This is a genomic window from Streptomyces venezuelae, assembly GCF_008642335.1.
Lineage (GTDB): Bacteria > Actinomycetota > Actinomycetes > Streptomycetales > Streptomycetaceae > Streptomyces > Streptomyces venezuelae_F.
On record NZ_CP029191.1, the window covers coordinates 1,754,258 to 1,775,545 of the forward strand.

Annotated in this window: 24 protein-coding genes; 7 read left to right on the forward strand and 17 right to left on the reverse strand. The window is 72.7% G+C overall.

Going from position 1 to position 21,288, the window contains the following annotated elements; translation table 11 throughout:
* Nucleotides 1-20 precede the first annotated feature (20 nt).
* A complete protein-coding gene (locus DEJ49_RS07810) occupies nucleotides 21-1,247 on the forward strand; it encodes a TerD family protein (protein ID WP_190329574.1) in 1,227 nt (408 codons plus the stop codon).
* Between the two features lie 103 nt (nucleotides 1,248-1,350).
* Here the strand turns inward: DEJ49_RS07810 and DEJ49_RS07815 are convergent, their stop codons facing one another.
* Together DEJ49_RS07815 and DEJ49_RS07820 are read right to left on the reverse strand one after the other, a co-directional pair.
* Nucleotides 1,351-1,578 (reverse strand): CarD family transcriptional regulator, encoded by a 228-nt coding sequence (locus tag DEJ49_RS07815; protein ID WP_055564387.1) that lies wholly within the window; start codon nucleotides 1,576-1,578, stop codon nucleotides 1,351-1,353.
* A 174-nt stretch (nucleotides 1,579-1,752) separates the two neighbouring features.
* Nucleotides 1,753-3,216: an alkaline phosphatase PhoX gene (locus tag DEJ49_RS07820; RefSeq protein WP_150183446.1), complete on the reverse strand. Its 1,464-nt coding sequence runs from the start codon at nucleotides 3,214-3,216 to the stop codon at nucleotides 1,753-1,755.
* A 127-nt stretch (nucleotides 3,217-3,343) separates the two neighbouring features.
* Here DEJ49_RS07820 and DEJ49_RS07825 point away from each other — a divergent pair, with 127 nt between their 5' ends.
* The 4 genes from DEJ49_RS07825 to DEJ49_RS07840 all read left to right on the forward strand — a co-directional run bounded on the left by DEJ49_RS07825 (nucleotide 3,344) and on the right by DEJ49_RS07840 (nucleotide 6,196).
* Nucleotides 3,344-4,111, forward strand: a complete 768-nt coding sequence (locus DEJ49_RS07825; RefSeq protein WP_411757229.1) for an SDR family NAD(P)-dependent oxidoreductase — start codon at nucleotides 3,344-3,346, stop codon at nucleotides 4,109-4,111.
* A gap of 170 nt (nucleotides 4,112-4,281) precedes the next feature.
* On the forward strand, nucleotides 4,282-4,479 hold the full coding sequence (locus DEJ49_RS07830; RefSeq protein ID WP_165283749.1) for a hypothetical protein: 198 nt from the start codon (nucleotides 4,282-4,284) through the stop codon (nucleotides 4,477-4,479).
* 74 nt (nucleotides 4,480-4,553) lie between these two features.
* On the forward strand, nucleotides 4,554-5,717 hold the full coding sequence (locus DEJ49_RS07835) for a S1 family peptidase (RefSeq protein ID WP_223832762.1): 1,164 nt from the start codon (nucleotides 4,554-4,556) through the stop codon (nucleotides 5,715-5,717).
* Nucleotides 5,718-5,743: 26 nt separating this feature from the next.
* Nucleotides 5,744-6,196, forward strand: a complete 453-nt coding sequence (locus tag DEJ49_RS07840; protein WP_150183448.1) for a hypothetical protein — start codon at nucleotides 5,744-5,746, stop codon at nucleotides 6,194-6,196.
* Nucleotides 6,197-6,301: 105 nt separating this feature from the next.
* Here the strand turns inward: DEJ49_RS07840 and DEJ49_RS07845 are convergent, their stop codons facing one another.
* Nucleotides 6,302-7,762: a hypothetical protein gene (locus tag DEJ49_RS07845; protein WP_150183449.1), complete on the reverse strand. Its 1,461-nt coding sequence runs from the start codon at nucleotides 7,760-7,762 to the stop codon at nucleotides 6,302-6,304.
* A 224-nt stretch (nucleotides 7,763-7,986) separates the two neighbouring features.
* On the opposite strand from DEJ49_RS07845, the gene DEJ49_RS07850 reads away from it, so the two are divergent.
* A complete protein-coding gene (locus tag DEJ49_RS07850) occupies nucleotides 7,987-9,846 on the forward strand; it encodes an endonuclease/exonuclease/phosphatase family protein (RefSeq protein ID WP_150183450.1) in 1,860 nt (619 codons plus the stop codon).
* A gap of 24 nt (nucleotides 9,847-9,870) precedes the next feature.
* Here the strand turns inward: DEJ49_RS07850 and DEJ49_RS07855 are convergent, their stop codons facing one another.
* The 9 genes from DEJ49_RS07855 to DEJ49_RS35890 form a co-directional block, all read right to left on the reverse strand.
* Nucleotides 9,871-10,617, reverse strand: a complete 747-nt coding sequence (locus DEJ49_RS07855) for an SRPBCC domain-containing protein (protein ID WP_150183451.1) — start codon at nucleotides 10,615-10,617, stop codon at nucleotides 9,871-9,873.
* A 73-nt stretch (nucleotides 10,618-10,690) separates the two neighbouring features.
* Nucleotides 10,691-11,314, reverse strand: a complete 624-nt coding sequence (locus DEJ49_RS07860) for an antibiotic biosynthesis monooxygenase (RefSeq protein WP_150183452.1) — start codon at nucleotides 11,312-11,314, stop codon at nucleotides 10,691-10,693.
* Nucleotides 11,315-11,379: 65 nt separating this feature from the next.
* Nucleotides 11,380-12,180 (reverse strand): SGNH/GDSL hydrolase family protein, encoded by an 801-nt coding sequence (locus DEJ49_RS07865; protein WP_150183453.1) that lies wholly within the window; start codon nucleotides 12,178-12,180, stop codon nucleotides 11,380-11,382.
* A gap of 51 nt (nucleotides 12,181-12,231) precedes the next feature.
* Nucleotides 12,232-13,020, reverse strand: coding sequence for an SDR family NAD(P)-dependent oxidoreductase (locus tag DEJ49_RS07870; protein ID WP_150183454.1), 789 nt, complete (start codon nucleotides 13,018-13,020; stop codon nucleotides 12,232-12,234).
* Nucleotides 13,021-13,107: 87 nt separating this feature from the next.
* Complete coding sequence (locus DEJ49_RS07875) at nucleotides 13,108-13,374, reverse strand: DUF4235 domain-containing protein (RefSeq protein ID WP_150183455.1); 267 nt, start codon at nucleotides 13,372-13,374, stop codon at nucleotides 13,108-13,110.
* Nucleotides 13,374-14,042: a DUF3618 domain-containing protein gene (locus DEJ49_RS36315; RefSeq protein WP_223832763.1), complete on the reverse strand. Its 669-nt coding sequence runs from the start codon at nucleotides 14,040-14,042 to the stop codon at nucleotides 13,374-13,376. Before DEJ49_RS36315 ends, DEJ49_RS07875 begins: the two co-directional genes overlap by 1 nt.
* Nucleotides 14,039-14,461, reverse strand: coding sequence for a phage holin family protein (locus DEJ49_RS07885; protein WP_409237538.1), 423 nt, complete (start codon nucleotides 14,459-14,461; stop codon nucleotides 14,039-14,041). The genes DEJ49_RS36315 and DEJ49_RS07885 overlap by 4 nt, the downstream gene beginning before the upstream one ends.
* Nucleotides 14,462-14,513: 52 nt before the next feature.
* Entirely contained in the window at nucleotides 14,514-15,197 is a 684-nt protein-coding gene (locus DEJ49_RS07890; protein ID WP_150188106.1) for a hypothetical protein, read from the reverse strand.
* Complete coding sequence (locus DEJ49_RS35890) at nucleotides 15,194-15,376, reverse strand: hypothetical protein (protein ID WP_190329295.1); 183 nt, start codon at nucleotides 15,374-15,376, stop codon at nucleotides 15,194-15,196. The genes DEJ49_RS07890 and DEJ49_RS35890 overlap by 4 nt, the downstream gene beginning before the upstream one ends.
* A gap of 161 nt (nucleotides 15,377-15,537) precedes the next feature.
* Here DEJ49_RS35890 and dapA point away from each other — a divergent pair, with 161 nt between their 5' ends.
* Entirely contained in the window at nucleotides 15,538-16,422 is an 885-nt protein-coding gene (gene dapA / locus DEJ49_RS07900; protein WP_150183456.1) for a 4-hydroxy-tetrahydrodipicolinate synthase, read from the forward strand.
* Here the strand turns inward: dapA and DEJ49_RS07905 are convergent, their stop codons facing one another.
* The 5 genes from DEJ49_RS07905 to DEJ49_RS07925 form a co-directional block, all read right to left on the reverse strand.
* Nucleotides 16,423-17,649, reverse strand: coding sequence for a WD40 repeat domain-containing protein (locus DEJ49_RS07905; RefSeq protein ID WP_150183457.1), 1,227 nt, complete (start codon nucleotides 17,647-17,649; stop codon nucleotides 16,423-16,425). It lies immediately after the preceding gene.
* Nucleotides 17,646-18,209, reverse strand: coding sequence for a SigE family RNA polymerase sigma factor (locus tag DEJ49_RS07910; protein ID WP_150183458.1), 564 nt, complete (start codon nucleotides 18,207-18,209; stop codon nucleotides 17,646-17,648). The genes DEJ49_RS07905 and DEJ49_RS07910 overlap by 4 nt, the downstream gene beginning before the upstream one ends.
* 157 nt (nucleotides 18,210-18,366) lie before the next feature.
* The gene (locus DEJ49_RS07915) at nucleotides 18,367-18,975 is read right to left on the reverse strand and encodes a hypothetical protein (RefSeq protein WP_223832764.1); all 609 of its coding nucleotides are present in this window, start codon (nucleotides 18,973-18,975) and stop codon (nucleotides 18,367-18,369) included.
* 35 nt (nucleotides 18,976-19,010) lie between these two features.
* Nucleotides 19,011-20,000 (reverse strand): 2,3,4,5-tetrahydropyridine-2,6-dicarboxylate N-succinyltransferase, encoded by a 990-nt coding sequence (gene dapD, locus DEJ49_RS07920; RefSeq protein ID WP_150183459.1) that lies wholly within the window; start codon nucleotides 19,998-20,000, stop codon nucleotides 19,011-19,013.
* Nucleotides 20,001-20,009: 9 nt separating this feature from the next.
* Nucleotides 20,010-21,224 (reverse strand): MFS transporter, encoded by a 1,215-nt coding sequence (locus DEJ49_RS07925; RefSeq protein WP_411757230.1) that lies wholly within the window; start codon nucleotides 21,222-21,224, stop codon nucleotides 20,010-20,012.
* Between the last annotated feature and the right edge of the window lie 64 nt (nucleotides 21,225-21,288).

A 21,288-nucleotide genomic window follows, 5' to 3' on the forward strand; every position in this document is an offset into this window, starting at 1 on the left:
TTACCCCTGGCATGACAGCTATGACCCCCGGCTCGAACATCCCGCTGACCGCCGCCCGCGTGGCGGTGGACGTCGCCGCTCCGGTGCGGCTCGACGTATCGGGCCTGCTGCTCACCGCCGACGGCAAGGTGCGCTCCGACGACGACTTCATCTTCTTCAACCAGCCCTCCGGGCCCGGCGTGACCTACCAGTCGGGCGGCGGCACGACCCCCGACAAGGTCACCGTCGACACGGCCGCCGTGCCGTCCGGCATCGAGAAGATCGTCGTGACCGCGAGCCCGGACGCCGCGGGCCAGACCTTCCAGGGCATCGAGCCGACCGCCACGATCCGCAACGCCGACGACGGTTCGGTGCTCGCCACCTTCACGCCGCCGCAGCTCGGCACCGAGACCGCCCTCGTGATCGTCGAGATCTACCTGCGCAACGGCGCGTGGAAGGCCCGCGCGGTCGGCCAGGGGTACTCCAACGGTCTCGCGGGCATCGCCACGGACTTCGGCGTCTCGGTGGAGGAGCCCGCCCCGGCCCCGGCCGCCGCGCCCGTGGCACCTCCCGCTCCCCCGGCTCCTCCGGTGGGTCAGCCGGTGCAGGGCCCGCCCCCGCCGGTCGCCGACCCGCGTCAGGCCGCGCCCGTCGCCGCGGCGGCCCCCGCCGCGCCCGCGCCCGGCGCCGGGAAGATCAACCTGGACAAGGGCCGCGTCAGCCTCCAGAAGAACCAGACGGTGTCCCTGGTCAAGGGCGGCCGTCCGCTGCTCTCGCAGGTCAAGATGGGTCTCGGCTGGGAGCCCGCGTTCCGCGGCAAGGACATCGACCTCGACGCGTCCGTCATCGCGTACGGCCCGCAGCGCAACCACGTCGACAGCTGCTACTTCGGCAAGCTGTCGATCGTGAACGGCGCGATCAAGCACTCCGGCGACAACCTCACGGGCGAGGGCGGCGGTGACGACGAGGTGATCGTCGTCGACCTCGGCCGTCTCCCGCAGGACGTCACGGGCCTGGTCTTCACGGTGAACTCGTTCTCCGGCCAGAAGTTCACGGAGGTCGCGAAGGCGTACTGCCGCCTGATCGACGCGGCGTCCGGCGAGGAGCTGGTCCGCTTCGACCTCACCAACGCCGAGGCGCAGACGGGCGTCATGATGGCGAAGCTGATCAAGCAGTTCACCGGCGAGTGGGAGATGACCGGTATGGGGCAGTTCGTCAAGTCCCGTACGGTGCGCGGCATGGTGAAGCCGGCGGCGCAGGCGCTCTGAGGCCCCCAGGAACACGCCGAGGGGCGGCGGTCCGCATCAGCGGTCCGCCGCCCCTCGGGCGGTTCGGGTCACGGCATCAACATCGGCATCGACGTCGTCGGTGTCAGAGCTTGGCCAGCTTCGGATAAGGGCTCAGGAACCGTCCCTGACGGCCGGCGAAGTCGATGACGACCGCGTCCTCTCCCTCGACGCCCACGATCCTTCCCAGGCCGTACTGGTCGTGGGAGACCCTGTCACCCACCTCGAAGTGCTCCACGGGTGGGGCGGGCGGGGCAGGCACGTTGAAGGGACTGTTCGGCAGGTGTCGGCGCGAGCCGGGGGGCCTCGTCATATTCGCAGTATGGGCCTTCGGGGACCCGCGGCACCATGCTCTGTACTGACACTGCCCTCACATCGGTATGGAACAGACACACAAGTCACGGTGTGTGCGCCATCGGCGACGGTCCGGATACGACCCGAACGGGGGATGCGCCCGACGGTTCACGGTCAGTGATCGTTCCCCCGCTCAGCGCCGCTGCCGCTTCCACGGGCCGGTGATGGCGAGCATGATGCCGGGGGTCTGGATGTTGGCGTAGAGCGTCCGGCCGTCGGGGGAGAACGTGACGCCGGTGAACTCGCTGTACTCCGGCTTCTCCGCCGTGCCCGCGTTGAGTTCGTTGCGCGCGATCGGGTACGTGCGGCCGCTCTCCGTCGCGCCGAACAGGTGCTGGATGCCGTCGCCGTCCTCGGCGATGACGAGGCCGCCGTAGGGCGAGACGGTGATGTTGTCGGGGCCGTCGAAGGCGCCGTCCTTGCCGGGCTCGCGGTTCACGCCGAGGAGCACCTTCAGGGTGAGGGTGCGGCGGCCCGGGTGGTAGAACCACACCTGCCCGTCGTGCGGGACGGGGCTCTCGCCGCGGGCGAAGGACGCGACGATGTAGACGCCGCCGTCGCCCCACCACATGCCTTCGAGCTTGCGGGCGCGCGTGATGTCGCCGTCGTCGAACTGCTCGCGCACGGGCACGGTCCGCGCGTCGCGGTCGGGGACCTCGACCCAGTCCACGCCGTAGACCGTGCCGGTCTTCGTGGCGCGGGACAGGTCGTCGACGAAGCGGCCGCCGGAGTCGTAGCACTTGGGGGCCTTCAGGACGCCCGCGTCGTCGGCGAGGGTGCGCAGCCTGCCGCGACCGTGCGCGAAGCCGCGGGGTGGGGTCCAGCGGTAGAGGAGCCCGTTCGGCCCGGAGGCGTCCTCGGTGAGGTAGAGGTGGCCGCGCTTGGGGTCGACGACGACGGCTTCGTGGGCGTAGCGGCCCAGCGCCTTGATGGGCTTGGGGGCGCGGTTGGCACGCCGGTCGAGGGGGTCGACCTCGAAGACGTAGCCGTGGTCCTTGGTCATGCCGTTCTGACCGGCCCGGTCCTCGGTCTCCTCGCAGGTGAGCCAGGTGCCCCACGGGGTGCTGCCGCCCCCGCAGTTGGTGGCGGTGCCGGCTATGCCGACCCACTCGGCGACGCGCCCGTCGGGGCGCACCTCGACGACGGTGCAGCCGCCGGACGCGGCGGGGTCGTAGACGAGGCCGTCGGTGAGCGGTACGGGGTGCTTCCACTTGCTGCGGGGGCCGCCCAGCTCGTGGTTGTTGACGAGGAGCGTGGTGCCGCGCGGGCCGCGGAAGGTGGCGGTGCCGTCGTGGTGGGAGGGCGTGAACTCGCCGCTCTCCAGCTTCGTCCTCCCGCTGTGCGTGAGGACGCGGTACGAGAATCCGGCGGGCAGGGCGAGGAGGCCGTCGGGGTCGGGGATCAGCGGACCGTAACCGGGGCCGTGGTGACCGTGGTGACCGTGACCCTGGGCGTCCTCCGCGTCGTGCACGCTGTCGACGTCCGTCGCGGCGAGGGCCCCGGGGGCCGTGGCGAGCGCGCCGACGCTGCCGGCCAGGGCGACCCCGGCCCCGGTGAGCGCGGAGTGTCTGGCGAAATCCCTGCGGGTGAGCGACATCGTTTCTCCTGAGGCGCGAAGGTGGCTGCGTACGGCCGGGCTGCTGTCGGCGTCACCGTCCCGCTCGCGTATAAACGGCGGTTGAACACCGTTCGACGTCGAGGGGCCTCCTTCCATGAACCTGCCCATGAACCCGTCAGGCACCGGTCGCCGCGTCCTGATCAGCGGGGCCTCCCGGGGTCTCGGCCGCGCGCTCGCGCGGGCCTTCGCGGAGAACGGCGACCGGGTCGCCGTGCACTACGGCTCGCGTGAGGAGGACGCGCGGGCGACGCTCGACTCGCTGGCGGGCGAGGGGCACGTGCTGGTGGGCGGCGACCTGTCGGACCCGGCGGGCGCGGCGGACGTCGCGGGACGCGCGGCCGAGGCGCTCGGCGGCATCGACGTCCTGGTCAACAACGCCGCCGTGAACCTGCCGCACCCCCTCGCCGACACGCCGTACGAGGAGTGGGCGGCCCTGTGGCAGCGGCACGTCTCCGTGAACCTGCTCGCCACGGCGAACCTCAGCCACCTCGCCGCCCGCCGCATGATCGACCAGGGCACGGGCGGCCGGATCGTGAACATCGGCTCGCGGGGCGCGTTCCGCGGCGAGCCGGACCACCCGGCGTACGGCGCGACGAAGGCCGCCGTCCACGCGCTCGGCCAGTCCCTCGCGGTCTCCCTCGCGCCGCACGGGATCGCGGTGGCGTCGGTGGCGCCCGGGTTCTTCGGTACGGAGCGGGTGGCGCACCGCCTCAGCGGCGCCGAGGGCGAGGCGATCCGCGCGCAGAGCCCGTTCGGGCGGGCGGGCACGGCGGAGGAGATCGCGGCCGCCGTGCTGTGGCTGGCGTCCCCGGTCGCCGAGTGGGCGTCGGGCGCGGTGCTCGACCTCAACGGCGCGTCGCACCTGCGTACGTGAGCGTGTCGTGCCTGCGTACGTGAACGTAAAGCCAAGAATCACCGCAGAACACCTTGACCCGGGATGCACACCGCAATAGACATCACCTACGTGCAGTGCTGCACCACCCGCACGGGGAGGCGAGCCGAGTGGACGCACATCAGGCACGCAGCCTCCATGAGGGCCGGCTGATGAGGCTGGCCAATGTCACCGGAGTCGGCACCGGTAGAGACGAACACACGGGTCAGGACGTGATCGTCGTCTTTGTCACCCACCTGGTGCCCCGTGACCGTCTCCGTGACGCAGATGTGGTTCCGGACACGCTCGAAGGCGTCCCCGTACGCGTACTCGCCATCGGCGAGGTCGACGCCCACGACGGCGGGGCGTAGCGGGAACGACACCCCGACGCCCCCGGCGCGCCCGGAACTCCCACCCTTCAAAGGGGAAGAGGTGGTCTGGCGTGGTGAGCCAGCCCGAATTGATGCGAGGACCCACCGGCGGTCAGCTGAGCGACAGCTCCCGCCAGCAGGCGATGTCCGACTTCCTGCGGCCCCAGCAGCCGCTCTCCAACGTGGTCGGCTTCGGCCACGGCGTGAAGTGGAGCGACGGGGAGCCCACGGGCGAGCCCGCCGTCATCGTGTTCGTCACCCAGAAGGTCCCGGAGTCCATGCTCCCGGAGCGGGACGTCGTCCCGCGCCAGATGGACGACGGCACCCCGACCGACGTCGTCGCGGTGGGCCACATCGCGGCGCAGCGCCAGCAGAGCCGCGCGGGCGGCCGGCGTGCCGACGACCGCGCCTCGGTGACGTACGGACCGGACGGCAGCGTCAGCGAGCAGCTCTCGGGGCTCGGGCAGCCGCAGCTCGAGGAGCTCGCCGGGCGCGGCGCGTTCGAGCCGCAGCTGTTGAAGCGCCGGATGCGTCCGTGCCCCTCGGGCTTCTCGGTCGGCAACGTCCGGGTGACCGCGGGCACGCTCGGCAGCGTGGTCTACGACTTCCTGCCCGGCGCCTCCGTCGACCCGCCCGGCGCCGGTCTCGGCGTACCGGCGAAGTTCTACATCCTGTCCAACAACCACGTGCTCGCGGACTCCAACCGGGCGCAGCTGGGCAGCGCGATCGTGCAGCCCGGTGTCTTCGACGGCGGCCAGGACCCGGCCGACCGGATCGCGACCCTGGAGCGGTTCATCACGATCCAGTTCGCCCCGCAGATCCCGGTGGAGCGGCACAACAACATCGTGGACGCGGCGCTCGGCGCGGTCGACTTCCAGGACGCGACGCGCGAGCAGTACTTCAGCGGCGCCCCGCGCGCCTGGCGACGCAAGGCCAACGTGGCCGTCGGCGACCTGGTGAAGAAGACCGGCAGGACGACGAACATCAGCTTCGGCCGGATCATCGCGGTCGACGCGACGGTCGACGTGAACTACGGCACGGCGGGCACGGCCCGCTTCAAGGACCAGATCGTCACGACGAACATCTCCGCGGGCGGCGACTCCGGTTCGCTGGTCACCTCGCAGGACGACGTCGCGGTGGGTCTGCTCTTCGCCGGTTCGTCGGTCGCGACCATCGTCAACCACATCGAGAACGTCCGCGCGCTGCTGCGTGTGGAGATCGCCGAGCTGCTGGCCTGACGGTCAGGACGGGAGGAGGGTTTTCCATGACCACTCAGGCACGTAGGCAGAAGGGCGGCCAGACGCGGACGGAGCACCGCTTCCACAATCCGCAGGGCGCCGAGGTCAAGACGCGCGACGAGGCGTTCGCCGCGCCGATGGCCGAGGTGTCGGCCGAGGCGCTGTCGACGGAGTGCAAGCTGACGCTCCACGCGGGCGCGGTCACGTTCGTCCTCGAGGTGAAGTACAACCCCAACACCTATCCGCACGTGGTGACGGGCGGGCAGATCACGTCCGGCATCTGCGGCGCGCCGTGGGACATCACGGGCGGCACGCTCGGCGAGACGATGCGGCTCGACGCGAAGCGGGCGGGGCAGGGGTCGTGCGCGAACACGATCACGATCGTGGGCGAGTACCAGAATCCTCCGGCGTACCGGGGGACGTACGGGTTCGACGGTGCGACGTCGTCGTTCAAGCACACGACGCGGTACGAATGTTGATCTGAGCGGGACTCGGGTGGGCCTGGACCGTTGCGTACAGGCCCACCCGGGGTGCCGTTCATCGCCCTTCGGGCTCGTCCTCAATCGCCGGACGGGCTCAATCGCTCAGAGGTTCCTCGCCTTGAACGCCGCCTTGCGGGCCTCCTTCGCCACCTTCTTGTCGGGGTGCAGGCGGCCCATCGCCTCCAGGACGTCGGCCGTGGCGGGGTGTTCGACGCGCCATGCCGTGGCGAAGAAGCCGCTGTGCTGCTGGGCGAGGCCCTCGACGAGGCCCTGCAGTTCGTCCGAGTTGCCCTCGACGGAGAGCTGCGCGGCGAGCGTGTCAATGGTGAGCCAGAAGATGAGCTCCTCCGACGGCGCGGGCACGTCCGTGGCGCCGTGCTCGGCGAGCCAGACCCGGGCGAGGCCGCCGAGCTGCGGGTCGTCGAGGACGTCGCGCAGCGCCGGTTCCGCCTCGTCGCCGACCAGGGAGAGCGCCTGCTGGCAACGGAGCCTGCGCAGCGGTGCGCCCTCGTCGGCGCCGCGCGCCGCGGCCAGCAACTCCCGCGCCGCGACCAGCGGTTCGTGCCGGCCGAGCCACTGCTCGATCTCCGCCTGCGCGGCGTGCTGCGGGAAGCCGGACGTGCCGTCGAGCAGCGCGTCCGCGCCCTTGTCCGCGAGGTCGCCGACGGCGGGCGCGTCGACGCCGGCCTCCAGCATGCGGGCGCGGACGCCGTACAGGCCGAGCGGGGTGAGGCGGACCATGCCGTAGCGGCTGACGTCCTCGTCGTCGACGGGCGCGGGCCCGGGCCGGTCCGTCTCGTCGTCGATGTCGGCCATGAGCGCCTCGTCGACCGGCTGGTACTCGACGAGGCCGAGCGGCTCGAAGAGCCGGAACTGGTCGTCGAGCTTCATCATCGCGTCCGACACCTGCTCAAGGATGTCGTCCGTGGGCTCGCCCATGTCGTCGGGGACGATCATCGAGGCGGCGAGCGCGGGCAGCGGCACGGGGCTCTCGCCGCCCGCGGCGTCGCCGACGGTGAGCAAGTAGAGGTTGCCGAGGACGCCGTCGAGGAAGTCGGCCTCGGCCTGCGGGTCCCAGCCGAGCTCGTCGAAGTCGACCTGGCCGTTCTCCTCCAGGACGTCGAGGAGGTTCTCCATGTCGGGCACGGTCGCGTCCGCGTACACGGTGTCGAGGGCGCCGAGCCAGATGCCGAGGACGTCCTGCGGGCTGCCCTCGGAGAGCAGCGCGAGGTCCTCGCCCTGGGTGACGGTGCCGTCCGCGCCCTCCTCCTCGGCGTCCGTGACGTCGATGAGCCCGGTGTCCACGGCGACCCGCCACGCCTCGCTCGCGTACGCGGCCGCGTCTGCGCCCTCGACGGCATCCGCCGAGAGGCCCAGCTCGGCCGCGGCGGCCGGGAGCTGTGCGTCGACGAGTTCGCCGCCCGCGCCGACGCGCGTCTCCGGTCCCGCCCAGCGGGCGAGGCGCACGGCGCGGGAGAGCAGCGGCGTGGCGAGCGCGGCCCGCGCGAGTTCCGCTTCGGAGTGCAGCAGCACCGGCGGCAGGGTGGCGGGGCTTACGGACATCGGCTGGTTCTCCTCCGGAGGGGCGGGCTCTGCAGTGGGCAAGCCTAGACGGATTTGGGACCATGCCGCCCGGTTCATGTCCCTGTCAGGGAACGTACAACGTGGGAACACCCTCAGAACCTTGACAACTCCCCTGGTCACACAAGAGATTGACGCGCGTAGAGCGCCCGACCGGCCCTGCACCGCCGCAGCTTCGTTCCCACACCCTCATCCGGAGTTCCCTGATGTCTCACATATCGTCGCCCCGCGTTCCGAGATCAGCCGCCGTCGGCGCGGTGGTCGCCGCCGCCCTGGCGGCGGGCCTGCTCGCCGTCACCTCGTCCCCGGCCTCCGCCGACGGGGTCCGCATCCACGACATCCAGGGCACCACGCGTACGTCGCCCCTGGTGGGGCAGCAGGTCAGCGACGTGCCCGGCATCGTGACGGGCGTGCGCGGCTACGGCTCCAAGGGCTTCTGGATCCAGTCCGCCGAGGGGACCGCCGACGACGACGCGGCCACCAGCGAGGGCATCTTCGTCTTCACCGGCTCCGCGCCGCTCACGGTGAAGGCGGGCGACGCGGTACGGGTCTCCGGCACCGTCGGCGAGTATGTGCCCGGGGGCACCGGATCCGGCAACCAGTCCCTCACTCAGATCACCAGGCCGACGGTGACCGTGGACTCCGCAGGCAACGCGCTGCCCGCCCCGGTCGCGGTCACCGCGAAGTCCGTGCCCGGCCGTTACGCGCCCGCGGGCGACCCCGCGCAGGGCGGCAGCATCAACGCGCTGCCGCTGAAGCCGCGCTCGTACGCCCTCGACCTCTACGAGTCCCTCGAGGGCATGAACGTACGGATCGGGAGCTCCCGCGTCGTCGGTGCGACCGACGCGTACAACGAGCTCTGGGTGACGGTGAAGAAGCACGAGAACCCGAACCGGCGCGGCGGCACCGTCTACGGCTCGTACGACGCGCAGAACGGCGGACGCCTCCAGATCCAGCAGCTCGCCCCCGTCTCCGAGCAGCCGTTCCCCAAGGCGAACGTCGGTGACGTCCTGCGCGGCGGCGCCGAAGGCCCCATGGACTTCAACCAGTTCGGCGGCTACACCCTCGTGGCGCGCGAGCTCGGCACCGTCGACGACAAGGGTCTGAAGCGCGAGAAGACGCGGAAGCAGGCCAAGGGCGAGCTCGCCGTGGCCACGTACAACGTCGAGAACCTCGACCCGACCGACCCGCAGACGAAGTTCGACGCGCTGGCGGGCGCGGTCGTCGCGAACCTCTCCTCGCCCGACATCGTGGCCCTTGAGGAGATCCAGGACGACAACGGGGCGAAGAACGACGGCACGGTCTCCGCCGAGACGACGCTGAAGAAGTTCACGGACGCGATCGTCGCCGCGGGCGGACCGCGCTACGCGTGGCGGTCCGTCGACCCGCAGAACAACAAGGACGGCGGCGAGCCCGGCGGCAACATCCGCCAGGTCTTCCTCTACAACCCGGAGCGCGTCTCGTTCACCGAGCGCGCGCCCGGCGACGCGACGACGCCCACCGAGGTCGTGCGCGAGGGCGGCCGCGCCGCGCTGAGCCACTCCCCCGGGCGCGTCGCCCCGGGCAACGCGGCGTGGGCGGACAGCCGCAAGCCGCTGGCCGGCGAGTTCACGTTCCGCGGCCGCACCGTCTTCGTGATCGCCAACCACTTCGGGTCCAAGGGCGGCGACGAGTCGCTGACCTCGCACCACCAGCCGCCGGTGCGCTCCTCCGAGGCCAAGCGGCTGCTGCAGGCGCAGGCGGTGAACGGGTTCGTGAAGGACATCCGCAAGGTCCAGCGGAACGCCGACGTCGTCGTGCTCGGCGACATCAACGACTTCGAGTTCTCGGCCGCCACCAAGGCCCTGGAGGACGGCGGCGCGCTGCGCTCGGCCGTCCGCTCGCTGCCGAGGAGCGAGCGCTACTCGTACGTCTACCAGGGCAACTCGCAGGTCCTGGACCAGATCCTGACCAGCCCGGGGGTGGGCGACGCGGACGACTTCAGCTTCGACAGCGTGCACATCAACGCGGAGTTCGCGGAGCAGAACAGCGACCACGACCCGCAGGTGCTGCGCTTCAGGCCCTGACCCGGTACGGGCCGGCGGACCGCCTCAGCCGTAGAGGTGGTCCAGCCAGTCCTGCCACGCCAGTTCGGTGCGCTTGGCGTCGGCGTGCGCGCCGAAGTCGTGGACGCTGACGCCGACCGGGGCGCCGAAGTGGTTGCGGCCGTAGAAGCGGTGCAGCGTCTCGTCGGCGCGCAGCCCGATGAAGTACCGGCTGCGGAAGTCGATGATCGCGTCCAGTTCCCCGCCCGGGGCCTGCACCCGTACACGCGCGCCGTCCGTGGCGTCGTCGGGCAGGCCCAGCGCCCTGGCCAGTCTGACGAAGGCGTCCGGGGCGGCGGAGGCGCGCGGTCCGTGCGGGGCGGAGTAGGCGACGGGGCGGCCCTCGAAGTGCGCCATGTACTGGCCCAGGGTGTGCAGGTGGAAGTCGGTGTGCTGCACCGCGCCGTCGTACTGCGTGTCCCAGTCGCCGGTGAAGATGCCGCTGTGCAGGTGGCGCAGCCAGGAGCGGCGGCCGCCGTCGCGCGGCTCGATGACGTGGTCGAGCTCGTCGAGGGTCTGGCCGGGTATGCCGTCCGGGTCCTCGACGCGTGCGGTGAGGCGGTGGGGCGGGTCCCAGCGGGTGACGGTGCCGCCGGAGGGGGCGGCGCCGCCCTCGCGGGGCTCGTACTCCATGGGCCGCAGCCAGCCGCCGGTGCCGGTGGTGAGGGCGGCCCAGAGCCTGGCCGGGGAGCCCTCGACCTCCAGCTCGCGGACGATCTCGAAGGCCTTGCCGGTGGCGCCGTTCCCGCTCATGGCCCCACCGTCCCGCCGCCCCCGGGGGCTGTCCAGGAGAGCGGCGCGGGTGGCGTCGCGGGGCGGGGAAAATCTACGCCTTGCTCGGTACGAAGCCGTACGCGAACCGGTACCGGGCGCCTTCTCCGCCGCCCTCGGCGTAGGTGATGACGCGCTTGCCGTCCAGGGTGAGGTGGAAGTGCGCGGCATGCGGGCCGGGGGTGTCGGCGGCGTCCCCGGCCAGGGCCTCGGCCGCCCGGTCCGCCCAGGCGCGCTGCTCTTCGGGGCCGGGGTTCTCGAGGTCGGTCAGGGCGATCGCCACCGTGCCGGGCTCGCCGCCGCTGCCCCCGTCCCAACTGCGGTACAGCCGCGTCTTGTTGAGGCCGAGCCGCTCGATGCCGGGCACGGCCGCGTCGATCTCCGTGTTCCTGGCGTCCCTGCCGTTGGCGACGCCCGCGAAGAAGTCCTGGTACGCCTCTTCGTCCCGCCACTGCGAGTAGTGCAAGACGGTCGCCCCGTCGGCGCCCGCGTACACCGTGTAGGAAAGGAGCCCTTCGTGCGGCCAGGGGCGGGTCTCCCAGGCCTTCGCGACGGCGTCCAGGGTGGCCCGCAGCCGCTCGGGCGAGCCGGTGCTCCACGTGCTGATGAAGGTGAGGCCTCCGTCGGCGCGGGCCGGGTCGGGGAGGGTGCCGGTGCTGAGGGTGGTGGTCGCGGGCATGGTGTGGTCCGTCCGTCTCGGTCGAGGTTGTGCGTTCCACACTCCGACCTCAACCGAGGTTGAGGTCAAGCCCGTTCGGGATGGGCGACCGTCACCGCCTCCAGCGCGGGGCGTTTCGCCTCCCGGCCGTCGCCCGAGGAGCGGCCCCGCACCCGCCGCCACACCCAGGGGCCCATGAACCCGGCGAACCACCGCGCCTCCGCCGTCACCGCCCCGAACACCGAGACGGGGGCGAGCGGCGGCAGCGGGCTGAGCCAGCTCTCGTGTCCTGCGAGGCCGAGCGCGTCCGCCATGCCCGCGGCGATCCGCGCGTGGCCGAGCGGGCTCGCGTGCATGCGGTCGCGGCTCCACAGCCGCGGATCGGTGGTGATGCGGTGCGGGAACGTGTCGAAGACGGTCACGCCGTGCCGGTCGGCGGCCGCGCGGATCCGGGCGTTGAGGTCCAGGACGCGGGGCAGCGCGCGCCGCGCCATCGGCGAGACGCGCCCGATGTCGGGAAAGGTGACGGTGGCCACGCGCGCGCCCGCCGCGGTGAGCTCGGTGAACATCTCCTCGACGTCCGCGGCGACACGCGCCGCGTCGTAACCCGGCCGCACCAGGTCGTTCATGCCCGCCATGACGGTCACGAGGTCCGGCTTCAGGGCGAGGGCGGGGCCGAGCTGCTCCGCCTTGATCAGCGCCGTCCGACGGCCGCGCACGGCGAGGTTGGCGTAAGTGAAGTCCGGGTGCCCGGCGGCGAGGATCTCGGCGAGCCGGTCGGCCCAGCCGCGGTAGCCGCGCTCCTCGTCGCCGTCCCCGAGGCCCTCCGTCTGACTGTCGCCGATCGCGACGTACCGCGCGTACGGATGCTGCTGCGTCGTGGCCATGGCCCGAGCTTCCTCCGGGCGTCCGGCCCCGTCAACGCGTCCCTTTCGCGGCTAGAGGAGGTGGCCGCCGCCGTCGACGAGGAGCACTTCGCCGGTGATGTACGAGGAGTTGGTCAGGTCGGCCACCGCCTCGGCGATGTCCTCCGGACGGCCCACGCGGCCCAGCGGCAGCCGCCCGGCCACCGCCTCCATGGACGCCTCGATGCCCTCGACGCCGTCGAACCACGGTGTGTCGATCATGCCGGGCGCCACCGCGTTGACCCGTACGGCCGGGCCGAGCGTCTTGGCGAGCAGCTTGGTCATGTGGTTCACGGCCGCCTTGCTCACCGCGTACGGGATGGAGCTGCCGTTCGGGCGCACGCCCGCCTGCGAGGAGATGTTGACGATGCTGCCCGAGCCGCTCGCGCGCAGGTGCGGGACGGCGGCCGTGATGGTCTGCCACACGCCGATGACGTTGACGTCGTACAGCTCCCGCCACACGTCGGGGCTCGCCGCCGCCAGGTCGTCGTGGTCGATGAAGCACGTGGTGCCCGCGCAGTTGACCAGGATGTCCAGGCGGCCGTACGTGTCGACGGCGGTCCGCACGAGCCGCGCGGCGTCGGCCTCGTCGGCGACGCTCGCCTGTACGTAGACGGCGTCCGGCAGTTCGGCCGCCAGCTTCTCGCCCGCCTCGACCGAGCGGGCGGAGTTGACGACGACGCGGACGCCGGCGGCGGCGAGCCGGCGGGCGACGGCGGCGCCGATGCCGGACGAGGAGCCCGTCACCAGTGCGACGCGGCGCTCGTCCCGGCCGACGCCGTCGCCGCCGCCGTGGGTGCTGCTGTGTTCAGTGTTGTTCATCGTGCCTTGGCCTCTGTGTCGGTCCGGCCTGTCGGCGCCCGCGCCGATCATGTCAGACGGACCCGGCCGGGGTGATGACACAGGCTCCTAGCCCGGCCAGCGGCCCGTCACGCGCCGCACGCCGATCGCGCCGCCGCGGTCCACCGCGGCCTTGACCACGGCGAAGATGGCGCCCTGGAGCGCGGCGGCGACGAGGATCTCGTTCCAGGAGCGCTCCTCGTCGTGCGCGTCCGGCGCGTCGTCCTCGCCCGCCACGGCCTTCCAGGTGCGGCGGAACACCGCGCCCGCGACCGCGCCGCCCAGCATGCCGAAGGCCATGCCGAGCGGCTTGTAGAGGATCGTGGCCCCGCTCATCAGCGGCCGTTCCTCTTGCCGCGGCGGAGCACCAGCCAGGCCACCAGGACACCCGCCCCGGCCGCGGCGACCGTCCGCGGGTGGCGGCCGCCGATCCGCGCGACGCTGCTCGCGGCGGCCCGCACGGGCTCGGGCGCGCCGTCCTGCACGCGGCGCGCGGCCTCGGCGACCTTCTCCTCGGCCTGGACCACGGCGGGGTACTGTTCCGCGCGCGCCTTGCCCTCGAGCACGGCGCCCTTCGCGCGTCCGGCGCCCTCGGCCGCGATGCCCTTGGCGCGTCCGGCGCCTTCCGCCGCCAGGCCCTTCGCCCGGGCGGCGCCCTCGACCGCCTTGCTCTTGGCGCCTGCCACGCCATCGGCCGCCATGGTCTTGGCGCCTGCCGCGGTCTCGGCCGTGGCGTCCTTCGCCTGTCCGGCCCCGTCCGCGGCCTTGCCCTTGGCGCGCGCCGCCTGTTCCGTCACCTTGTCCTTCACCTGTGCCGCCGTCCCTTGTACGTGGTCCTTCACCGCCGCGGCCCGTTCCCGGGCGCGGGCCTTCACATCCGCCTTCGCGGCGAGTTCCTCGACGGTCTCGCCGAGGTTGCCGCGGGTCTCCTCGATCTGCCGGCGCAGTTCGTCGGGACCCTTCGCGCCGGCGTCCTTCTTCGCGTCCTTGGGGGTGTCCGTCATCGGTGCGCCCTTTCCTTGATCTCCTCGACATCCGCCTTGACGCTGTCCATCGCCTGCTGGGGCACGGGGGGCACCGCGCGGGCCAGCTGCTTGCGGCCCAGCGCGGCGAGCACCCCGGCCACGACGAAGAGCACGCCGGTGACGATGAGGGCCGCGCCCCAGACGGGCAGCGTGAGTGCGAGTGCCGCGACCGCCGTGGCCGCGAGCGCCATGAGTCCGACGTACGAGACCGCGCCGGCCGCTCCGAGGAGCCCTCCGCCGCGGCCCGCGCGTTTGCCCTTGGCCGCCATCTCCTGTCCGGCGAGCCGCATCTCCTGGCGTACGAGTTCCGAAAGCTGCGCGGTGGCACGTTCGACGAGCTCTCCCACCGAGTGCTGCGCGTGATCGCGCGTCGGCTGCTCGCCCATGGTCCCGGTCACGGGGTCCGCCTCCCTTCTGGCTGGGATGGCCGAGTACCCGCGCCGGGCGACGCTATCCCCGCTGATCCCCGGAACCCGGCTCGTCGCCGGAGAACCGCGCCAACTCCGCCTGGAAATGGTCGAGTCGCGCCTGGAGGAGCGCGGCCTCCGCCATCAGCTCGGGCATCCCGAGCCCCGGGAGCCCGTCCCCGGTCGCGGGCGGATCCGCCGCGACGACCGTCACCCCCTCCCCCGCGAGCCGCGCGAACCCCGCGACGGACCGCGCCTGCCGCCCGCCCCGGCACCGCCCGCACACCCCCTCGACGACCCGCCACCCGGGCCTGCCCCAGCCGGCGTCGGCGAGCAGCGTGGCGGCGGCGCCGCAGCCGCACGGCGGCAGGGTGACGTGGCGCACCCGCTGGCGCGCGTACCGGAAGCCGCGCTCGAACCGTATGTAGGCGCCGAGCACGGTCACTTCGAGGAGCACGGCCCCGCGGTGCCCGGCGGTGCACAGGAGGGCCTCGGCGGTCGTCCGGTCGTGGACGCAGTGGAAGCCGCAGTCGCAGCGGCGGTGCGGGGCGCGGTGCCTCCTGCCGTAGACGCAGGCGGCCTCGGCGAGGACTCCGTAGGGCAGGGCCGCGCCGAGGGAGACGCCGGTGAAGCCCGCCCGGGTGCCGTCGTGGGACAGCACCGGGCGGGCGATCTTGTATCCGGTGGGCGGCTCCGTCGGGTGTTCCTCGGGGAGCCGCAGCCTCATCGGACGGCCGCGGCCTCGACGCCGACTCCGGCCGCGACGCCGACTCCGGTCTCGACCGCGGCCCCGGTCTCGACGCGGGCCTCGGTCTCGACCGGGGTCCGCTGCTCCGGGGCGGGCTCCTCGTGCCGCGACGGACGCTCTTCGGCGATTCCGGTGGAGAGTGCCTTGCCGAGCCTCATGACGCCTCCTAGGGACCGACTGTCCCGCCATAGTGGCCTACATGGGGGCGAGTTGGCACCAGTGCATGCCGAGTCCCGACGCGCTCCTCGTAGCGCTCCTGTCCATTACCTCGTAGAAGAATTAAGTGGAGCTTCAGCGTCGGCGCACCGAGACTGCTGCCATGACCTCCCGAACCGCGGCGCCCTTCGGCCGCGCCCTCTGCGCGATGATCACCCCCTTCACCGCCGCGGGCTCCCTCGACCTCGACGGCGCACGGCACCTCGCCGACCACCTCGTGTCGCGGGGCTGCGACGGGCTCGTCCTGTCCGGCACGACCGGCGAGTCGCCGACCACCTCCGACGCCGAGAAGGCGGCTCTCATCCGGGCCGTGGCCGATACGGTCGGCGACCGCGCCGCCATCGTCGCGGGCGTCGGCAGCAACGACACCCGGCACGCCGTCGAGCAGGCGCGGGAGGCCGAGAAGGCGGGCGCCGACGGCCTGTTGGTGCTCACCCCGTCCTACAGCCTGCCGCCGCAGGACGCCGTCGAGGCCCACTTCCGCACGGTGGCCGACAGCTGCGGGCTGCCCGTGCTGCTCTACGACATCCCGGGCCGCACCGGCACCCGCATCGCGACGGAGACGGTGCTGCGGCTCGCGGACCACCCGCGCGTCGTCGGCGTGAAGGACTGCGCGTACGACATCCTCGGCAGCCAGAAGGTCATCTCCCGCACGGACCTGGCGTACTACGCGGGCTGCGACGAGTTCAACCTCGCGCTGTACGCGGTGGGCGGCGCGGGCTGCGTCAGCACCGTGGCCAACGTGCTCCCCGGCCGCCCCCGCGAGATCTTCGACGCGTTCGACGCCGGTGACACGGAGGGCGCGCGCCGGGCGCAGCTGGCCGCGACCCCGCTGATCGAGGCGATGATGGCGTCGGGCCTGCCGGGCGCCGTCACGGCGAAGGCGCTGCTCGGCGCGCTCGGTCTGCCGTCGGGTCCGGTACGGGCACCGCTGCTGCCCGCCGGCCGTGAGGCGACCGACGGGCTGCTCGCCGCGTACGGGGGGTGATCAGCGCTTCGCGAAGATCGGCGTCCAGCGCCCGACGCGGTCGGCCTTCGAGGAGCGGTAGCCGCTGAGCGGGACGGTCTTCTTGCTCCCGATGGTGACCAGGACGAGCCGGTTGCGGTACTCGCTCGTGCCGGGGGCGATGTCCCAGGCGATGAGCCGCTTGTCGTCGGCCCAGGCGAGCAGCTGCTGACCGGGGATCTTGGCGACCCGCTTGCCGGTGAGGGGGTCGAGGACCTCCGTGGCGGTGGTCTTTGCCCCGCCCGCGAAGTCGCCCGCGGCGAGCTTCCCGTTCGGGGAGAGGCGCGCGTCGACGTGCCAGGCCAGGTGCCTCTCCCGCGGCGGGGGGCTCTTCTTCCGTCCCCGGAAGTCGTAGTACTGCTGGGCGGGTTCGCGGATGCGGCCCGTGTAGACCAGCGAGCCGTCCCGGCTGAAGTCGAAGTCCTGCCGGGTGTTGATGTCCGCGAGACCCCACCCGCCGCGCTTGGTCTTCACCTCGCTCCAACCGCCGTCCCCCGAGGCCACGTCGAGGACGTAGAAGCCGGTCCTTGTGGGGTCGGCGGGGCCCGGCTCCTCGTGCTTGCCGTCGTTGATCGGCCGGTCGCCGTCGAGCCGGTCGGGGTTCTCGGCGTACGTCGTGGCGACGAGCTTCCTGCCGTCGGGCGAGAACTCGACGCCGCCGACCCCGTGCCGCACGGGGAGCCACCGGTCGACCTTGCCGGTGATCAGGTTCAGCAGGCCGATCCTCTTGACGGGGAGCCCTTGCTCCAGGACGGCGGCGGTCCGCATGCCGGGCGCGACGTCGACCCAGGACCAGCGGGCGTCCTCGCGGTAGGTGCCGGTCTTCTGGTCGAGCAGCCGGTAGGTACGGGTGACGATGGCGTCGCCGTCGGGCTGCTTGACGTCCTTGCTCGTGCTGTACGCGGCGAGCGCCGTGCCGCCCGCGGCGATCAGCTCGCGCGGCGGTGTCTGGCCGGGGTGGGCGATGACGTCGTCGGTCTGCGACGCACTGGCCGGGCGCGGGCCCCGCTCGTCGGAGTCGGAGTGGATGGCGGGCACCGCCACGCCCACGACGGCGGCCGTGGCCACGGCGAGCGCGGCGCCCACCGTCGTCCGGTTCCTGCGCCGCCGGCGCACGGCCAGCACACGGTCGGCGAAATCGCCCGGCACGGGCGGCCCTTGGTCCGCCTGCTCCCGCAGCGACTCGCGCACCAGTTCTGCCACGTTCACGGTGATACCTCCATGGGCGAGAAGTCGCGGGAGTGGGGGGAAGCCTCGGCGGGGCCGGACCGGTCGAGCTGCGCGAGCTCGGGCGCGAGGCCGCGGAGCCGGGCGAGCGAGCGGTGCGTGGTGCTGCGCACCGTGCCGACGGAGCAGCCGAGCACGGCGGCGACCTCCGCCTCCGGCAGGTCCTCGTAGTAGCGCAGGACGAGTACGGTCCGCTGCCGCGCGGTGAGCTTGGCGAGGGCCCCGCGCATCACGATGCGCAGCTCCGCCGCGGCCGTGCCGTCCCCCGACGCGGCACGCTCCGGCGGTTCGGCGACGGCCAGTTCGCGCCGCGGCCACTTCAGCCGCCACCGGCCGACCTGCTGCCGGTACAGGATCCGGCGTACGTACGCCTCCGGCTCGTCGATCCGCTGCCACCGCCCGGCCGCCTTGACGAGCGCGTTCTGCAGCAGGTCCTCGCCCGCGTGCCGGTCGCCCCCGCTGAGCAGTACGGCGGTCTTCAGCAGCGCCGACGATCTGGTCGCCACGAATTCCCGGAAACTGTCCTGCTCATGGGCATCCATCGTCACCTTCGCTCCCTGGTGGGCCTGTTGCCCTCCCGCATGGATGAGGACGGGTCCGGAGGGCCCCCGCTATGCCTCTCCGGCGCGGAAAGTTGACGGGCGAAGAAAACGGAGCGGCCACCCCGTGAAGGGGTGGCCGCTCCGGTCGAGGTGCGCGTCAGCGTGGAGCGGGGAACCCCGCCGCCTTGGTCCAGCGCAGCGTGTCGCTGCCCCGGCTGAACGTGACCTTCTTGCCTCCGGGGGCGACGACGATCTTCTCCCAGCCGTCGAAGTCCTTGGTGAGGTGCTTGTCCCACGTGGTCAGCGGGCCCACGGCCACCGCGGCGACCGACTCGGTCGGCGGCTCGCCGTCCGCGCAGTACGTGCCGAAGTCACCGAAGGCCGCGACCGTGCCGTCCTTGGCCTTGAGCGTGATGCCCTGGCAGGCGTCGGTCTTCGTCCCGTACACGAGGGCCGGCTTGGACCAGCCCTTCGCGCGGGGGCTGTAGTCCTGCACGAACAGGCCCTTGCCGCGCATGTAGTGCATGGCCACGCGGCGCCCGTCGGCGAGCTTGATCTGCGCGTTGAACGGGCTGGGGCTGCCGCTCCAGGGGATGTCGCTCTTGCGCAGCGGGTGGCCGTGGTCGCCGGTGGCCGCGCGACTCGCCTGGTGTGCGCCGCCGCGGACGTCGTCGCGGGGCTGGCCCACGCTCTGTCCGCACCCGGCCACCAGGCCGAGCACCGCGGCGGCGCCGACGGCCAGTGCCCTCGCACCCGTTCTGTTCATGTCGTTCCCCCTGAAACTGCGTTGGTCGGTGGCGACTAGTTGTGGCTGTGCAGTACGTCGTTCAGCCCGCCCCACACCGCGTTGTTCGGGCGGGCCTCGACGGCGCCGGTGACCGAGTTGCGGCGGAAGAGGATGTTCGAGGCGCCGGAGAGCTCGCGGGCCTTGACGATCTGTCCGTCGGGCATGGTCACGCGCGTGCCCGCGGTGACGTACAGGCCGGCCTCGACGACGCACTCGTCGCCGAGCGCGATGCCCACGCCCGCCTCGGCACCGACCAGGCAGCGCTCGCCGATGACGATGCGCACGTTGCCGCCGCCGGAGAGCGTGCCCATGGTGGACGCGCCGCCGCCGATGTCCGAGCCGTTGCCCACGACGACACCGGCGGAGATGCGGCCCTCGACCATGGAGGTGCCGAGCGTGCCCGCGTTGAAGTTCACGAAGCCCTCGTGCATGACCGTGGTGCCCTCGGCGAGGTGCGCGCCGAGCCGCACGCGGTCGGCGTCGGCGATGCGGACGCCCTTCGGCGTGACGTAGTCCGTCATGCGCGGGAACTTGTCGATGGACGTCACCGCGAGGTGGAGGCCCTCGGCGCGGGCGTTGAGGCGCACCTTCTCGACGTCGTCGACGGCGACCGGGCCGAGCGAGGTCCACGCGACGTTGGCGAGGAAGGCGAACTGGCCGTCGAGGTTCACGCCGTGCGGCTTGACCAGGCGGTGCGAAAGCAGGTGCAGGCGCAGGTAGACGTCGTGCGCGTCCAGCGGCTTGTCGTCGAGGGACCCGATGACCGTACGGACCGCGATGATCTCCACGCCACGGCGGGCGTCAGGGCCGATGGCCTTGGCGGCGCCCTCACCGAGCAGTTCCACGGCGCGCTCGGCGGTGAGCCGCTCGCTGCCGGCGGGGCCCGGCTCGGCGGCGAGCTCGGGGGCGGGGAACCAGGTGTCGAGAACGGTGCCGTCGGCGGTGACGGTGGCGAGGCCTGCGGCGACGGCGCCGGTGGTGCGGGAAGCGTTCGTGTCGGTCATGGGTGAAACCTAACCGGAGGTGCGCCGCGCGGGCGAACCGGTCTCAAGGTCCGGGCCGGCCACGGTGCCGCCCGCGGCCACGGCTGCGGGCACCGCCGCGGAGGGCTGTCGCGCGCGGCCCCGGCCCGCCGCGAGGACCAGGCATCCCGCCGCCCCCGCGACCGCCGCGCAGACCGGCCACAGCAGCCCCGGCGCCACGGAGTAGAGCGCCCCGCCGAGCGGTGCCGACAGCACGACGCCGCTGACCGAGACGCCCGAGTACAGGCTCTGGAAGCGGCCCTGCACGTGCGCGGGCGCGTGGTCGGCGACGTACGCGGTGGCCGGGGTCTTGTAGAGGATCTCCCCCGCGGTGAGCAGCAGCATCATCGCCACGGCGGTGCCGAGCCCGGTGCCGAGGGCGAGCACGGCGCAGCCCGCGCCGACGAGCAGCAGGCCGGAGCCGATGATGCGCAGCGGTGCCCGGTCGCGCAGGGCGAGGGTGGCGGGGAGTTCGAGGAGCAGGATGACGCCGCCGTTGATCGCGAGAAGCCATCCGTAGACGCCGGTGCCGAGTCCGTGCCGGTCGAGGTCGACGGGGAGGGTCGAGTACTGCTGCCGGTAGACGAGGTCGGTGAGGAGGATGGCGACGAGGAGGACGAGGACGGTGGGCCGCTCGCGCAGGGTGGCGAAGACCCCCTGCCGCGGCCCTTCCTTGGCCTCCGCGCGGTCCGCTCCGGTGCGGGCGGCACCGCGGGCGGGCAGGATCCGCGCGGCGTACCCGGCGAAGATCAGCGTGCCGATGCCGTCGATGACGAAGAGCCAGGTGTACGACGTGTGGGCGATGAGGAGCGCGCCGAGCGGGGGTCCGACGGTGAAGCCCGCGTTGCCCGCGAACCGGTGCACCGCGAACCCCTGACGGCGGGCGCCCTCCGGCACGGACACGGCGACGAGGGCGCCGGTGGCGGCGCGCACGCAGCCGCCCGCGTACTGGCTCAGCGGCGGCACGACGTACAGCAGCTCGACCGGCAGGAACGGCAGCGCCAGCACGCCCGCGCCGCCGATCAGCGATCCGGCGAGCAGGACGCGCCGGTGGCCGGAGCGGTCGCCGAACCAGCCGCCGGTGAAGTTGCCCACGACCATGCCGACGCCGCCGATGCCGCTGATCAGTCCGGCCTGGGCGACGGGGAGGCCGCGTTCGTCCGTCAGGTAGACGAAGAAGTAGACGAAGGTGAAGGCGACGACCATGTTGAAGAACTGACCGGCGGCGAGCAGCCACACGGTCCTCGGCACATCACGCACGTCGCCCCCC